12 protein-coding genes are annotated in these 13859 nt (G+C 54.7%); 8 read left to right on the forward strand and 4 right to left on the reverse strand.

The genetic code is table 11. From position 1 onward, the window contains the following. Positions 1 to 86: 86 nt before the first annotated feature. Positions 87 to 2852: a formate dehydrogenase subunit alpha gene (fdhF, locus tag K3729_00345; protein UWQ99289.1), complete on the reverse strand. Its 2766-nt coding sequence runs from the start codon at positions 2850 to 2852 to the stop codon at positions 87 to 89. A 124-nt stretch (positions 2853 to 2976) separates the two neighbouring features. After that, the gene (locus tag K3729_00350; protein ID UWQ99290.1) at positions 2977 to 3264 is read right to left on the reverse strand and encodes a YggT family protein; all 288 of its coding nucleotides are present in this window, start codon (positions 3262 to 3264) and stop codon (positions 2977 to 2979) included. 139 nt (positions 3265 to 3403) lie between these two features. Between K3729_00350 and K3729_00355 the strand changes: the two genes are divergently transcribed. The 7 genes from K3729_00355 (at position 3404) to K3729_00385 (ending at position 10544) form a co-directional block, all read left to right on the forward strand. Next, positions 3404 to 3952 (forward strand): thioesterase family protein, encoded by a 549-nt coding sequence (locus tag K3729_00355; GenBank protein UWQ99291.1) that lies wholly within the window; start codon positions 3404 to 3406, stop codon positions 3950 to 3952. Positions 3953 to 4014: 62 nt separating this feature from the next. Then, positions 4015 to 5397: an MFS transporter gene (locus tag K3729_00360; protein UWQ99292.1), complete on the forward strand. Its 1383-nt coding sequence runs from the start codon at positions 4015 to 4017 to the stop codon at positions 5395 to 5397. Beyond that, positions 5382 to 6296, forward strand: coding sequence for a penicillin-insensitive murein endopeptidase (gene mepA, locus K3729_00365; GenBank protein UWQ99293.1), 915 nt, complete (start codon positions 5382 to 5384; stop codon positions 6294 to 6296). Before K3729_00360 ends, mepA begins: the two co-directional genes overlap by 16 nt. 36 nt (positions 6297 to 6332) lie before the next feature. Further along, positions 6333 to 7154, forward strand: coding sequence for an esterase-like activity of phytase family protein (locus tag K3729_00370; protein ID UWR00882.1), 822 nt, complete (start codon positions 6333 to 6335; stop codon positions 7152 to 7154). 87 nt (positions 7155 to 7241) lie between these two features. Further along, positions 7242 to 7883 carry a queuosine precursor transporter gene (locus K3729_00375; GenBank protein UWQ99294.1) on the forward strand — a complete coding sequence of 214 codons (642 nt, stop codon included), beginning with the start codon at positions 7242 to 7244 and terminating at the stop codon, positions 7881 to 7883. Positions 7884 to 8369: 486 nt separating this feature from the next. Further along, on the forward strand, positions 8370 to 8798 hold the full coding sequence (gene arfB / locus K3729_00380) for an aminoacyl-tRNA hydrolase (protein UWQ99295.1): 429 nt from the start codon (positions 8370 to 8372) through the stop codon (positions 8796 to 8798). Between the two features lie 294 nt (positions 8799 to 9092). Next, positions 9093 to 10544, forward strand: a complete 1452-nt coding sequence (locus tag K3729_00385) for a hypothetical protein (GenBank protein UWQ99296.1) — start codon at positions 9093 to 9095, stop codon at positions 10542 to 10544. Here the strand turns inward: K3729_00385 and pncB are convergent. Further along, on the reverse strand, positions 10541 to 11833 hold the full coding sequence (gene pncB, locus K3729_00390; protein ID UWQ99297.1) for a nicotinate phosphoribosyltransferase: 1293 nt from the start codon (positions 11831 to 11833) through the stop codon (positions 10541 to 10543). The two genes, K3729_00385 and pncB, sit on opposite strands and share 4 nt — an antisense overlap. Before the next feature lie 138 nt (positions 11834 to 11971). On the opposite strand from pncB, the gene K3729_00395 reads away from it, so the two are divergent. After that, the gene (locus K3729_00395) at positions 11972 to 13198 is read left to right on the forward strand and encodes a Hint domain-containing protein (protein UWQ99298.1); all 1227 of its coding nucleotides are present in this window, start codon (positions 11972 to 11974) and stop codon (positions 13196 to 13198) included. 24 nt (positions 13199 to 13222) lie between these two features. Here K3729_00395 and K3729_00400 read toward each other — a convergent pair whose 3' ends face one another. After that, complete coding sequence (locus K3729_00400) at positions 13223 to 13675, reverse strand: TerB family tellurite resistance protein (GenBank protein ID UWQ99299.1); 453 nt, start codon at positions 13673 to 13675, stop codon at positions 13223 to 13225. Between the last annotated feature and the right edge of the window lie 184 nt (positions 13676 to 13859).

Genomic DNA, 13859 nt, shown 5'->3' on the forward strand with positions numbered 1-13859 from the left:
AAGATCTGATTTACGCTGGCGGCTTTATCGGCAACGTTCTGGACTAGGTCATAATGCAGCCCAAAAGTGGCTGGGGCTGCATTGCATTATTCGGCTGCGATGGTCGTTTCAACTTTCTCAACACGCACCGCAGAAAATTTGAATTCGGGAATTTTGCCGAAGGGGTCCACCGCTGGGTTCGTTAGAATGTTCGCGGCGGCCTCAACATAAGCAAACGGCAAGAAGACCATGTCAGGCGCGACAGCCCGATCCGACCGCGCCATGATTTTGATCGACCCACGCTTTGTTGTCAGTCGCAACAACCCACCCGGTTCAACACCAAGCTTCCGCAGCGTCGACGGATGAAGCGAACAGTTCGCTTCTGGTTCAACCGCATCCAGCACCTTTGAACGGCGCGTCATAGACCCCGTGTGCCAATGTTCCAACTGTCGTCCGGTCGTCAGGATCATCGGATAATCCGCGTCGGGCACATCATCCGGCGCGATCACATTGGCTGGTGTGAATTTTGCACGCCCGTCTGCGCGTGGGAAACCATCCGCAAAAACAATCGGTTGCCCCGGATCAGTTGATGACAATGACGGGTAGGTCACCACATTTTCAGCCTCAAGCCGGTCCCATGTGATGTTATCCAGCGATTTCATCACCTGCGTCATCTCGTCGAACACCTCGCTTGGATGCGTATAGGTCCAACCAAGGCCCAATCGTTTGCCAAGCTCAACTTCGATCCACCAGTCTTCCTTCGCATCACCCGGAGGTGCGACCGCTGGGCGTCCCATTTGCACCTGCCGATTGGTGTTTGTCACCGTCCCGGTCTTTTCGGCGAAGGCCGAAGCAGGCAGGATCACATCGGCATAGTTCGCCGTTTCTGTGATGAAAATGTCCTGCACGACCAGATGCTTAAGCTTTGCCAGAGCATCCCGCGCATGTTCAACGTCTGGATCAGACATCGCGGGATTTTCACCCAGAATATACATCCCCTGAATGTCACCCGCATGCACCGCATCAAGGATTTCAGTGACGGTCAGACCCTTGTTCGGGTCAATGTTACCTTCGTTCCAAACCTCTTGAAACGCAGACCGCACGCCGTCGTCACCTACAGGCTGGTAATCGGGCAGGAACATCGGGATGAGGCCCGCATCAGACGCGCCTTGCACGTTGTTTTGCCCCCGCAGCGGATGCAGTCCGGCACCCGGACGACCAACTTGGCCCGTCATCAAAGCAAGGCTGATCAGGCAGCGCGAATTATCGGTGCCGTGGATGTGTTGCGACACGCCCATACCCCAGAAAATCATGCCCGCCTTAGCGCCTGCAAAAGTCCGTGCGACGGCGCGCAATTCATCTGCTGGAATACCGCAAATGCCTTCCATCTTCTCTGGTGAGAAGTCCTTGAGATGCGCTTTTTCCGCTTCCCAATTTTCGGTATAGGCATCGATATACTGTTGATCGTAAAGCTTTTCTTCAACGATCACATGCATGATCGCGTTCAGCATCGACACATCCGCACCGGGGCGGAATTGCAGCATGTGGGTCGAGAAGCGCTTCAATGCCTGACCGCGCGGATCCATCACAATAAGCTTGCCACCGCGTTTGGTGAACTGCTTGAAATAGGTGGCGGCGACGGGGTGGTTTTCAATCGGGTTCGCACCGATGACGATGGCCACATCAGCGTTTTCAATCTCGTTGAATGTCGCGGTGACGGCCCCCGATCCGACGTTTTCCATCAACGCAGCGACGGATGACGCGTGGCATAGCCGTGTGCAGTGATCAACGTTGTTGTGACCAAAGCCTTGGCGGATCATTTTCTGGAAAAGATAGGCTTCTTCGTTCGTACATTTGGCTGACCCAAAGCCAGCGATCTTGGTCCCGCCGAGTTCTTTCATGCCATTGGCAGCAAAATCCAGCGCTTCGTCCCAAGACGCTTCGCGGAACACTTCGCCCCAATTGCCAGGATCAACGTTCAAGCCCTTTGCGGGCGCATCGTCGCGTCGAATCAAAGGTTTGGTCAGCCGGTGATCGTGGTGAATATAGTCGAAACCGAACCGGCCTTTGACACACAAACGGCCTTCGTTCGCGGGGCCATTGATGCCTTCGACGAACTTGACCTTGTCGTCCTTCACCTTCAACGACACCTGACAGCCGACGCCACAGAATGGGCAAACGCTTTTGACTTCGCGGTCGTAGTCCGCCGTATCGCCGATTTGGTTTTCGTCCGTCACGGTCGCGGGCAACAACGCCCCAGTCGGGCAGGCCTGTACGCATTCACCGCAGGCCACGCAGCTGGATGCACCCATCGGGTCGTCCATATCGAAGACAGGGTAAGCATTGTGGCCCCGACCCGCCATGCCGATCACATCATTGACCTGCACTTCACGACAGGCCCGCACGCACAATCCACATTGAATACACGCATCCAAGTTTACCGACATCGCGACGTGACTGTCATCCAGCAGTGGGATGTGGTCGCTATCCATCGTCGGAAAACGGCTTTCACTAACGTCCTGCTTGGCAGCCATGTCCCATAAATGAGACGATTTATCGTGCGCGACCGCCTGTTCAGGCTGGTCGGCGACAAGCATTTCCATGACCATTTTACGCGCCTGGACTTCGCGCGGCTGATCGGTTGTGACGACCATGCCTTCAGACGGTTCGCGGATGCAGGACGCCGCCAAGGTCCGTTCGCCATCAATCGCGACCATACAGGCGCGGCAGTTTCCGTCGGACCGGTAACCGGGCTGCGGTTTGTGGCAAAGATGCGGGATCACAAGGCCACGGCCATTGGCCACTTCCCAAATCGTTTCACCCGGCTGGGCGGTCACTGACTTTCCGTCGAGTGTAAATTTGATCTCGGCCATGGTGGTGCTCCTCATCCTCAGAGCAATCTACACCACTTTCGTGCAAGTTAAGACAGGCCATCCGCGACCACGATCCGCACATTTGCGCCATGTGCGGTTTCTGATGCGAAATCTACGTGTGGCTTTAGAAAAATACGCTCGCATTGTTGATCAGGATGATCCGGATCGCTTCCAGTCCCAAAAGGGCGACAATCGGCGATAAATCAATGCCGCCCAAATCGGGCATAAACCGACGGATCGGAGCGTAAAGTGGTTCCAAGATACGTTGCAGCGTGTACCAAATCTGACCGACCAACGGCTGACGCACGTTCAAGACATCAAAACTGATCAACCAGCTCATGATGAAATGCGCAAAGATAAAGAAACGGGCGACGCCGATGAGCATCAACAAGATTTCAAAGATGGACTGCATGGTATCGCCTTCAATTTGTGCACCGTTCAAGTAAGTTCTAAGTGGCAGTCCTGCAAGCCCCAGCTTCCGTTGCGTCAAAGTTGACGTTTACGTCAACAAGGCAGATGGAGGGGGTAATCGTCACCTAAAGGTTGTTCCGATGTATCCTTTCGTACGGCTTATCAAAGATATGTATCTTGCCCGCCGCGCACCTGACTTACCCATTATGGGTATTCATGTGTCGCAACACCGGTGCTGGCCACAAGATATCGACGCGTTCATTGAAATGAATAACGGACGTATCTTAACAATTCTTGATCTTGGGCGCACAGTTTTGGCCAAACGTGTTGGCCTACTAGACGCGCTCAAGGAAAAGCGTTGGGGCCTCACGATGGCCGGTGTCAGCGTGCGTTACCGTAAGCGCATCCGTCCGTTTGTGAAATTCAAAACGGTCAGTCGCGCTGTCGGCTGGGACGATAAATTCTTCTACCTCGAACAATCCATCTGGATCGGAAACGAATGCGCCGTGCAGGCTCTGTACCGGTCTGCTGTGACCGATAAAAACGGGATCGTGCGCCCCCGACAGCTGTTTGATCACATCGGCTACGAAGGCGACCGGCCGCCGTTACCTGCGTGGGCACAAAACTGGATCGACGCCGATCAAACACGTCCTTGGCCCCCAGAAGTGACACCAGACACACAGTCATAAACACGTCACTTGCAATGTGCCGTCCCTTCGGTGTCTTATCGCGGCACTTACGGGGGACGACCATGACAATATCGGCAAAAAAGCGCATCTGGGGCTGGATGAGCTTTGATTGGGCAGCGCAACCATACTACACGCTTGGGTTGACCTTTATCTTTGGGCCATACTTTGCGGTCGTCGCTGCGAATTACTTTCTCGGTCAAGGACTTGACCAAGAAGCCGCAGGCGCATCAGCGCAAAGCACTTGGGCCTTTGGCCAAACCTGTGCGGGCCTTGTCATCGCCTTTACCGCGCCGTTCCTTGGCGCTTATGCAGACAACACGGGCCGCAAGATGCCGTGGATCATCGGCTTTTCCCTTCTGTATGTCATCGGTGCATGGTCTTTATGGTTTTTGACCCCCGACAGCAGCAGCCTGATGCTGTTCCTGGTCCTGTTCTACGTCGGCTTTATTGCGGCAGAATCGGCGCTGAACTTTATCAACGCGTATTTGCCGTCGCTTGGCACACCGGAGGAAGTCGGTCGGATCTCGGGCACTGGTGCGTCAGTTGGCTACTGGGGCGGCTTGGTTGCTTTGATTATTATGTTGCTGCTGTTCGCAGAGGACGCGCAGACCGGCAAAACGCTGATCGGCTTGGACCCGCTGTTTGGGCTGGACCCAAGCGCGCGCGAAGGCACACGTGCCGTGGGTCCGTTCATGGCGGTATGGTTTGCTATCTTCATGATCCCGTTCTTCTTATGGGTGCGCGACAATCCTGCTGACGCAGGCGAGGTCCCCAAAATGTCGAAAGTTTGGGGCGATCTAAAACAGACGCTGCGCAATGTTGCCCGCCGCAAAAGCACCGCATCGTTCCTGCTCGGGTCGATGTTTTACCGCGACGCCCTGAATGCTTTGTATGCATTTGGCGGCGTGTACGCGACGCTCGTGTTAGGTTGGGGCACGATCTGGCTAGGCGTTTTCGGGATCATCAGCGTCATTACAGCAGCCGTATTTACCTATGTCGGCGGTCGGTTTGACGCGAAACTAGGGCCAAAACCAGTCATCATTTTCTGCATTCTTTGCCTTCTGGTCGTCAGCACGATTATCGTCGGCATGTCCCGCACACAGGTGTTTGGCGTCCCGCTTGCGGCAGATTCGATGGTTCCTGACATAATTTTTTTCGTTTGTGGTTCTGTTATTGGTGGTGCAGGCGGCGCAATTTATGCCGCATCGCGGTCCATGATGGTGCGCCATACAAACCCCGAACGTCCAACCGAAGCCTTTGGTCTATTTGCACTTTCCGGCAAAGCGACTGCGTTCATGGCCCCCCTGCTCATTGGGGTTTTCACCGCTTGGACCGGTAATGTGCAGCTAGGCTTCTTGCCTGTGATCTTCCTCTTTCTTCTTGGTCTTGTGATGCTATCATGGGTCAACAAAGACGGAGATCGCGCAGCATGGTCCGCTTCATAGGCATACTTTCATTGTTAACGGCTCTGGCGGCATGCCAAAGCGAAGACACGGCATCGGTTAGCCAAGCGGCAGCCATTTCGACGTCGAACGCGGGTGATACCCGTGTGGCCAAGACGCTTTTCGGCCACATCCCACGCGGATCAAACCAAACACCCGAAGCAATCGGCGGTTACGCAAAGGGTTGCCAAGCGGGCGCTGTTGAATTGGCTGAAACCGGTCCAACGTGGCAGGCGATGCGCCTGAGCCGAAACCGGAACTGGGGTCAACCTGCGCTGATCGACTATATTCAGGACCTAAGCCGTGAAGTTGCGCGCTTACCCGGCTGGGAAGGTCTGTACGTCGGCGATCTTAGCCAGCCACGTGGCGGCCCGATGTTGACGGGACACGCCAGCCACCAAGTCGGGCTTGATGCCGATATCTGGATGCTGCCGCCTGATCGGTTGAACCTATCTGCACAAGAACGCGAGAATATCTCTTCGATCTCCATGCGTCGTGCCAGCGGGGCCTACACGAACAGCCGTTGGACCGCCGAACATGAGGCGGTACTCAAAGCGGCTGCCTCTGATCCGCGTGTCGCGCGCATTTTTGTGTTCCCGGGCGCAAAGGTTGCGATGTGTAATTCTGCGACGGGTGATCGCAGCTGGCTGAACAAAATCCGCCCTTGGTACGGTCACCACTACCATTTCCACGTCCGCCTGAAATGCCCGGCGGGTGACAACACTTGCGTTGATCAAGCGCCGCCACCAGCAGGTGATGGCTGTGCAGATGCGCAGGATTGGGTGAATAACATCCTGAACCCGCCACCCCCAAATCCCAACCCGACGCCTCGTCCGCCGCGCGGACCGATCACAATGGCTAATCTACCCGGCCAATGCCTGAGTGTTTTGAACGCGGACTAAATGCTAAAAATTCTGTTTTCAGCGGCCATTCTTTTGATGGGCGGTCTTGGTTTCACCGAGACCGCCCTTTTCGGGCGTTTTGTCATCCACACGGACGGCGGACGGATCGGCGGCCTGTCTGCAGTGCATATCGCTGATGATGGCAGCACCATCATTGCGGTCAGTGATCGCGGCATGTTGATGCAAGGCACAATTTCACGGGACGCAGAGGGACAGATCAGCGGTATTGCCATGGGCACACCCGTTTCAATTGAAAACGCAGACCTGCCAGGAGGTCTGACAAACAACGATTCCGAAGGTATCGCTGTGGCGCCCGACGGCACGATCTATGTTTCTTTCGAAGGGCAGCATCGGGTCGGGAAATTCGCAAACTTCGGGGCCGCCGAACAGACCCTGCCAGTGCCCCGCGAATTTGAGGCTTTGCAAGACAACAGCAGCTTGGAAGCCCTGGCAATCGACGCGGATGGCGCCCTTTACACAATCCCCGAACGGTCTGGTCGATACGATCGGCCTTTCCCGGTTTACCGCTACAAAGACGGCAAATGGGATCAACCTTATGCCATCCCGCGCACCGGTGCCTATCTGATGGTCGGTGCAGATTTTGGGCCTGACGGCATGCTTTATGTGCTGGAACGGGATTTCAGCGGTTTCGGTTTCTATACGCGCGTGCGCCGTCTTGATCTGGATGCGGCAACTGCTGAAACGATCCTAGAAACCGGAATTGGCGTGCACGGCAATATGGAAGGCATTTCCGTATGGCAGACCGCAGATGGTCAAATGATCATGACCCTGATCGCGGATAACAATTTCCGCAGCATTCTGACGAACGAGATCGCGGAATACCGTATCGACGGTTGACCTGTCGGCCAGCGGGGCCTAAGTGGGCGCGTCCTTGAACGGTTCGAGGACCAAGTGCCGCACCCTTGTCAAAACGGAACCAATGACATGACACGTATTCTCCCCGGCGTTCTCGCCATGGCCGCTATTGTGGTCGCATCCAATATTCTTGTGCAATATCTGATCCTTGATGGGTTGCTGACGTGGGGGGCATTCACCTATCCGCTCGCCTTTCTGGTAACGGACATCATGAACCGGCTTTACGGGGCCGCGACGGCCCGCAAGGTTGTGTTCGCAGGTTTGGTCACGGGGATCATTTGTTCCTTGATCGGGACGCAAATCATTTTTGACAGCGAATACGGGCCGTACGCAGCCGTTGCGTTGCGTGTCGCGATCGGATCTGCGATTGCGTTCGGCGTGGCACAACTTCTGGACGTTGCAGTTTTCAATAAACTGCGGGACGGATCGTGGTGGAAAGCCCCGCTTGGGTCCACTTTGGTCAGTTCCACCGTGGATACGGCTATCTTTTTCACCATCGCTTTTTCTGCGCTTTTCAATGGCTTATCCGAATCCGCCATGGTGGAGATTAGCTGGGCGCAGGATGCTGTTCCGTTTTTGACCGTAGGTCCGGATGCACCGTTGTGGGTTTCTTTGGCGGTTGCGGACTGGGGTGTGAAGCTTGTGATTGCTTTGCTCGCTTTGGTGCCGTTCCGGATTATTGTTGGGCGATTTGTGGATGCGCGGGCTTAATCTGCGTTGTCACAAAAAATTATCTTGATTTTAAGATCAGGTATGCCACCTTCAAAGTATAGGCGAAACATTTTGAAAGGAGGTGATCCAGTGCATCATGAAGTATTGGAGAAGGCAGTCGGGACAACTTGTGGGGTCTTCAACTAGGGCAGCCCTTAGCTGAGAAAACCACAGGGTGGGCGACCTAACCGACCCCCCTCCGCTATTCAGAGAAGGGCCACCCCACGCCGGGGCGGCCCTTTTTCATTGGGGTTTGGGCGTGTTTTGCGGGCCTAATCTGATGGGGCGGGCGCTGGCGAACAGGTTGCGTGACGGTGGGATCACGTGTCGTTCATGGATGGCATCCGCAGGGGTGTGATTTGCGTGCACAACGCGTACACAAGGCGTGCACCGCGTTGTCAGCCCCTGAATTCCAGAAGTGTTAACGCATCATGAAGATTGGCCACGGCATTTGCGTCGGGGCCGCTGATGAGTTGTAGTGGACAGATGAAAATCAACGATCAGATCACGCTTGAAGATTGGGAATTGACCGAGCAGTTCGCGCGGTCGTCCGGTCCGGGTGGGCAGAACGTGAATAAGGTTTCGACGGCAGTGGAACTGCGGTTTGAAGCGGCGCGGTCGCCCAATTTGACCGAGGCGGTGAAGCGGCGGCTGCGGCGGGTGGCGGGCCAGAAATGGACGAAGGACGGGGCGGTGGTGCTGTTTGTGCAGGACACGCGGTCCCAAGCACGCAACCGCGAAATCGCGCGGGAGCGGCTGGCCGAGATGATCGTGCAGGCGCTGCATGTGCCCAAACGCCGGATCGGGACAAAACCGACCTACGGGTCGGTCAAACGGCGGCTTGCGGGGAAGAAGGTGCGGGGGGAGGTTAAGAGGTTGCGGGGGAAGGTGGAAAATAATCGCGACAACTCTTGAATTCAAATAACTCAATAGCCAATTGTCAGGTATCGGCGCACTTGGGGCGTCGCAGTCGATCGTTTAAACTGTCAAGTCCTAGTGCTTCTGTTACGCATAATGCGAGTTCCAATACATGTTCTCCTTTATCGTGACCTGGCCGCTGGACGGCAATCTGGCTCAGCCAGACCACCGCTTGCACAGTATACACGACCACGTCGAAGATTGAGTGTATAACGCAGAACGGTCAGGGTCGGAAATGCCATTTAAGAGCGAATACACCGCTCAATGTTCCGGCCCTTCTCGCGGGGAAATATGCAAAAACCATTCACGCCCGCCGACATCAAGCATTATCCTCATTTTGACCGGCATCTTACTCCCGACCAAATAAATGAGTTGGTAAGAGATTCGGCCCGGGTTGCTAGTAATAAATTTTATCCTTTTTTTCTTTACTATGAAACTTGGCAGCCATTCAGGACCAAAAAAGATTCTAACGGCAAGACGATTAAGCCGCCAATTAAATCGAGACCCATTAGATACGCCGCAAGGAAAGACGCGTACATTCTAACCCACTACCGTAGGATTTTGTCCGAAAAATATGAAGTTAGACTTTGTGAGATGGGAATTGAAGAATGTCCTATTGCTTATAGGAAGATTCCTAAATCCACTGGCGGCGGAAAAAGCAATATCGAATTCGCGAAAGATGCATTTGATGCGATTGACGCCATGGGCGACTGCATTGCAATTGCATTGGATATCAAAGGTTTCTTTGAAAACCTCGACCACGACAGAATAAAGTCTGTTTGGTGCGATTTACTTGGAGTCGAACGACTGCCTGAAGACCACTTTACCGTTTTCAAGAATGTAACTCGATACCGGGTGGTCGACCAAAAGGAAGTTTACCGCCGACTGGGGATCATCGCAAAGGGTCAAGACGGAATAGAACAATACACAGTTCCTTATTCCGACATGCCAACCCAACTTTGCAGCCCCAAAGAATTTAGGGACAAAATATGCGGTGGAGATCCGAACCTTCCTAGTATCATAGTGAAGAATGATGATCCCTTTGGCATCCCGCAGGGTGCCCCGATTTCTGACTTAATTGCAAACTTCTACCTGATGGATTTTGACAAATCCCTTTCTGATTTTGCCGCCGAGTTCGGTGGGACGTACATGAGGTATTCGGACGACATTTTGCTCATTTTGCCTTTCAGCGAAGGAATCGCAGACAAAGCAGAACAATTTGCGATTGCCGAGATTCGGAATTACGGAAACCAACTTAAAATAAAGCCGTCAAAGACTTGCGTCGTTCAATTCAAACGGTTGGACGATGGCCTTAGCTTTCAACACGTAAAGGGTCCACAAGGAAAGAATGGCTTCGAGTACCTTGGGTTCCGCTATGATGGGAGGAAAGTATACATCAGAGACAGCACTATTTCACGGCTCTACAGAAAGGTATCGCGAACTGCTAAAGGAATAGCAAACGGCTTCTCAAATGGGCACCCAGACATGTCTGTTGAAGAAATCATGTCGAAGTTCAACTACTCTAATTTTAGTCAGCGCTTTAATAGAGTTGATGAGCAGAATCTCTCTCCAGACGACTTCAATACTTGGACCTTCTATAGCTACTTGAAGAGAGCTAGCGAGGCGTTTGGAGAAAAAGGATCACCGATTATTCCGCAAGCCCGAAAATTTCGTTCTTTCATGAAGTCGCGTCTCAACGAAGCCATGAAAAGTGCCGTAATTAAGCGAGACAACCGAAGTTAAACCACAACCTCAACCTTCTCTTGCTCACCAACACCAAACACCCGCTTGTACCGTGCGATTTCCTCGACGGGGCCCATGGCTTTGTTGGGGTTGTCGCTCAGTTTGACTGTCGGGTTGCCGTTGGCCGCGACGGCTTTGCAGACGAGGGAAAACGGTGCGAGCGCGTCGTTGGGCGCCAGCCCTTTGAAGTCGTTGGTCAGCATGGTTCCCCACCCGAAGGACACCCGCACTCGCCCTGCGAACTGCTGTTGCAGCGTTGCGATTTTATCGACGTCCAGCCCGTCCGAGAAGATGACCAGTTTCTTGCGCGGGTCTTCCCCACGCGCTGTCCACCAGTCGATCGCCCGCTCTGCCCCTGTCGCCGGGTCTCCGCTGTCGATCCGCATGCCTGTCCAGCCAGCCAGCCAGTCCGGTGCGTCGTCCAGAAACCCCTGCGTTCCGTAGGTGTCCGGCAGGATGATCCGCAGGTTGCCGGAGTGTTCTTCCTGCCAGTCCGCGAGCACGTCGTAGGGCGATTGCCGCAGTTTTTCGTCCGTGTCCGCCATGGCTGCGTAGACCATGGGCAGTTCGTGGGCGTTGGTTCCGATGGCTTCGATTTCGCGCTGCATGGCGATCCGGCAGTTGGAGGTGCCGGTGAAGTTGTCCCCCAGCCCTTCTTTCAGCGCCTGCACGCACCAGTCCTGCCAGAGGTAGGAATGCCGCCGCCGCGTCCCGAAGTCCGCGAGTTTGAGGTTGGGCACGTCGCGGAGCTTTTCGACCTTGGACCAGACTTTGGTCATGGCCTGCGCGTAGAGGACCTGCAGTTCGAACCGCCCCATGTCCTTGAGCACCGCCCGCCCCCGCAGTTCCATGAGCGTGGAGAGCGCCGGAATTTCCCAGAGCATGACTTCGTGCCATTTGCCTTCGAAGGTGAGTTCGTACTGCCCGTCCCGTTTTTCGAGGTGATAGGGCGGGAGTTTGTGGTTCTCGAACCATTCCATGAAGTCGGGCCGGAACATTTGCCGTTTGCCGTAGAAGGTGTTCCCCCGCAGCCATGTGGATTCACCGCGTGACAGGGACAACGACCGGATATTGTCGAGCTGTTCGCGCAATTCGCCTTCGTCGACGAGGTCCGCGAGGCGCACGTGTTTGGATCGGTTGATCAGCGAGAATGTGACGTTGGTATCCGGGTGGTTCCGGAAAATGGATTGGCACATCAGGAGCTTGTAGAAATCCGTATCGATGAGCGACCGCACGATTGGGTCGATCTTCCATTTGTGGTTCCAGACCCGTGTTGCGATGTCGACCATGTGCGTGTTCCCTTTGACTTACAGGCGGTTAGACCAAGGGCACGGCCCATTGGCAAGGGCGATCCAAAATAGTTCAATTTGTCGCTGTTTATCGAACCTCAACGAAGTGGACGTATCGGGTACCGGAAGGAACCGATCATGACCAAAACTTTCTATGCGCTCGATAACGAATTTGCTGCCGCGTCCGGTAGCAATGTAGATGTCCATCAGGACTATAGTTATTTCGACCACCCGCCGGGATCGACGACTAACCTCGAAATCACGTCGAATATGGGCGACGATAAACCGATTTTGTTTGAAGTCGGGGAAACCTACGACCTAACGTGGTCGGGTCATGGCGGCGGTGGTGACATGCAGGACGCGACCATTATTCGCAGCGACTACGTTGGTCCGGGCGAAGGCGCCGTAGTCTTTGAAGGCACGAATTCTGTTACTGGCGAGCTATTTCAAATGGTTTGGTCCCCCGGATTTGATTTGGAAAGCTGGTATTGGGACACCGGCGGCGGGCCAGACAGCCCGAACGCCTTTTGGACCAGCGACCAGAACGCAGCCGAAACATATCAGGCCGTTTGTTTTGCGGAAGGCACGCTTATCACGACACCCGACGGCCCCAGACCGGTTGAATACCTGCAACCTGGTGATCTGGTCGTCACGTTGGACGACGGCATTGTGCCGATCCGGTGGGTCAGGTCGGATACCCAACCGCTGGAAGATACGTCACCTGACGCGAAACCCGTCTTGATCTCTGCAAACGCCTTTGGAAAAGGGCGGCCGTCGACGGACATGGTGGTGTCGCCCCAGCACCGTTTGTTCGTTGGGGGCAAAGGTCAGTTAGAAGCCCTATTCACAGAAGAAGCCTTCGCGCCTGCAAAATCACTGACCGCTTTGCCGGGTGTTCGCCACATGAACGGCAAGAAGAACGTCACATGGGTCCATTTTGTCTGTGATGCCCACCAAATTGTCCTTGCGAATGGCTGTTGGTCTGAAACGCTTTTGTTGGGGCCAATGGTGTTGGCGCTGTTGTCAGAAGATCAAAGAAGGGTCTTGAGACACATATTTGGCGCCCCGATCGTTCCCGATGCCCCACTGAATGGGCCGCCAGCGCGCGATTGTTACACGGTGGGTATGGTGCAGCGCCGCCTTGGTACCCTGCGTCGATCGTTGGGGCCGCTTGATGTGAACCAAATCGCGCGTAGCGATGTCACCCGCGCGTTGGCCAACCCGACCCCACAACGACGTAAAAAGGATCGCCGTGGACCGCAGAAACCATGGCCCGCAGCCAACGAAAGGCGTGTGGCGACAGACAGGCGGCGCGTGCGGGATAAAGCGGACAGGCCCTTGGTGAACGCGAAGCCAGTTTTCTAACGTTGGCCGTGCGCGGTGTGCGTTCTAGCCCTGATTGCGGGCTGCCATTGCGGCATCGTGCAGTTTTTTACTGACGTCGGGTGATACGCCCAAGATTGCTTCTACTTGATGCAAAAGTTGATCTTCTGCTTCCGCTTCAACACCATCTGCGAAAACAACAGCCCAAAGTGCCGCAACTGTGGCTTCGCGTTCTTCGAGACTAATCGCGTCATGCAAGATGGTCGACAAAGCGTCGGTATCTGGCATCGCTTCTTCCAGTTTTTCGCATTCGGCCCGCATTTTCGCGGCCTGAACAGGGTTTAATCCGTAGCGGTGCGCCAAAACGTCATCGATCTGTTCAATTTCTTCAAACAGATACGCTTTGTCGATTTTCGCCGCGCGCACCAACAAAGCCCCCAGCGCATGCTGTGCATCCGCCTCTGGCAGCTTGGTGACGTTGGTTTCTTTATGAAACATGGACAAAATGCGATCGAACATGGTGAAGCTCCGGAATGTCGTTAACGAAGTCTAGCCGTGCGCCGCTTTGGGGGCTAGCCCCCAAACCATCGGGGATTTGCGTCTGACGCTGTACGAAGGGCGCTTGACCACAGTCGGGGCAAAGCAGAGTGTGCAGCTGATTTTGAAGGATAAAACATGACGGGTTCATTTCAGCTTCGCGTGG

The sequence above is a fragment of the Rhodobacteraceae bacterium S2214 genome, from assembly GCA_025141675.1.
Lineage (GTDB): Bacteria > Pseudomonadota > Alphaproteobacteria > Rhodobacterales > Rhodobacteraceae > Yoonia.

Excerpts from the sequence above, each read along its gene's own strand:
- fdhF (UWQ99289.1), bottom strand. The coding sequence starts at position 2,852 with ATGGCCGAGATCAAATTTACACTCGACGGAAAGTCAGTGACCGCCCAG.
- K3729_00350 (UWQ99290.1), bottom strand. The coding sequence starts at position 3,264 with ATGCAGTCCATCTTTGAAATCTTGTTGATGCTCATCGGCGTCGCCCGT.
- K3729_00355 (UWQ99291.1), top strand. The coding sequence starts at position 3,404 with ATGTATCCTTTCGTACGGCTTATCAAAGATATGTATCTTGCCCGCCGC.
- K3729_00360 (UWQ99292.1), top strand. The coding sequence starts at position 4,015 with ATGACAATATCGGCAAAAAAGCGCATCTGGGGCTGGATGAGCTTTGAT.
- mepA (UWQ99293.1), top strand. The coding sequence starts at position 5,382 with ATGGTCCGCTTCATAGGCATACTTTCATTGTTAACGGCTCTGGCGGCA.
- K3729_00370 (UWR00882.1), top strand. The coding sequence starts at position 6,333 with ATGGGCGGTCTTGGTTTCACCGAGACCGCCCTTTTCGGGCGTTTTGTC.
- K3729_00375 (UWQ99294.1), top strand. The coding sequence starts at position 7,242 with ATGACACGTATTCTCCCCGGCGTTCTCGCCATGGCCGCTATTGTGGTC.
- arfB (UWQ99295.1), top strand. The coding sequence starts at position 8,370 with ATGAAAATCAACGATCAGATCACGCTTGAAGATTGGGAATTGACCGAG.
- K3729_00385 (UWQ99296.1), top strand. The coding sequence starts at position 9,093 with ATGCAAAAACCATTCACGCCCGCCGACATCAAGCATTATCCTCATTTT.
- pncB (UWQ99297.1), bottom strand. The coding sequence starts at position 11,833 with ATGGTCGACATCGCAACACGGGTCTGGAACCACAAATGGAAGATCGAC.
- K3729_00395 (UWQ99298.1), top strand. The coding sequence starts at position 11,972 with ATGACCAAAACTTTCTATGCGCTCGATAACGAATTTGCTGCCGCGTCC.
- K3729_00400 (UWQ99299.1), bottom strand. The coding sequence starts at position 13,675 with ATGTTCGATCGCATTTTGTCCATGTTTCATAAAGAAACCAACGTCACC.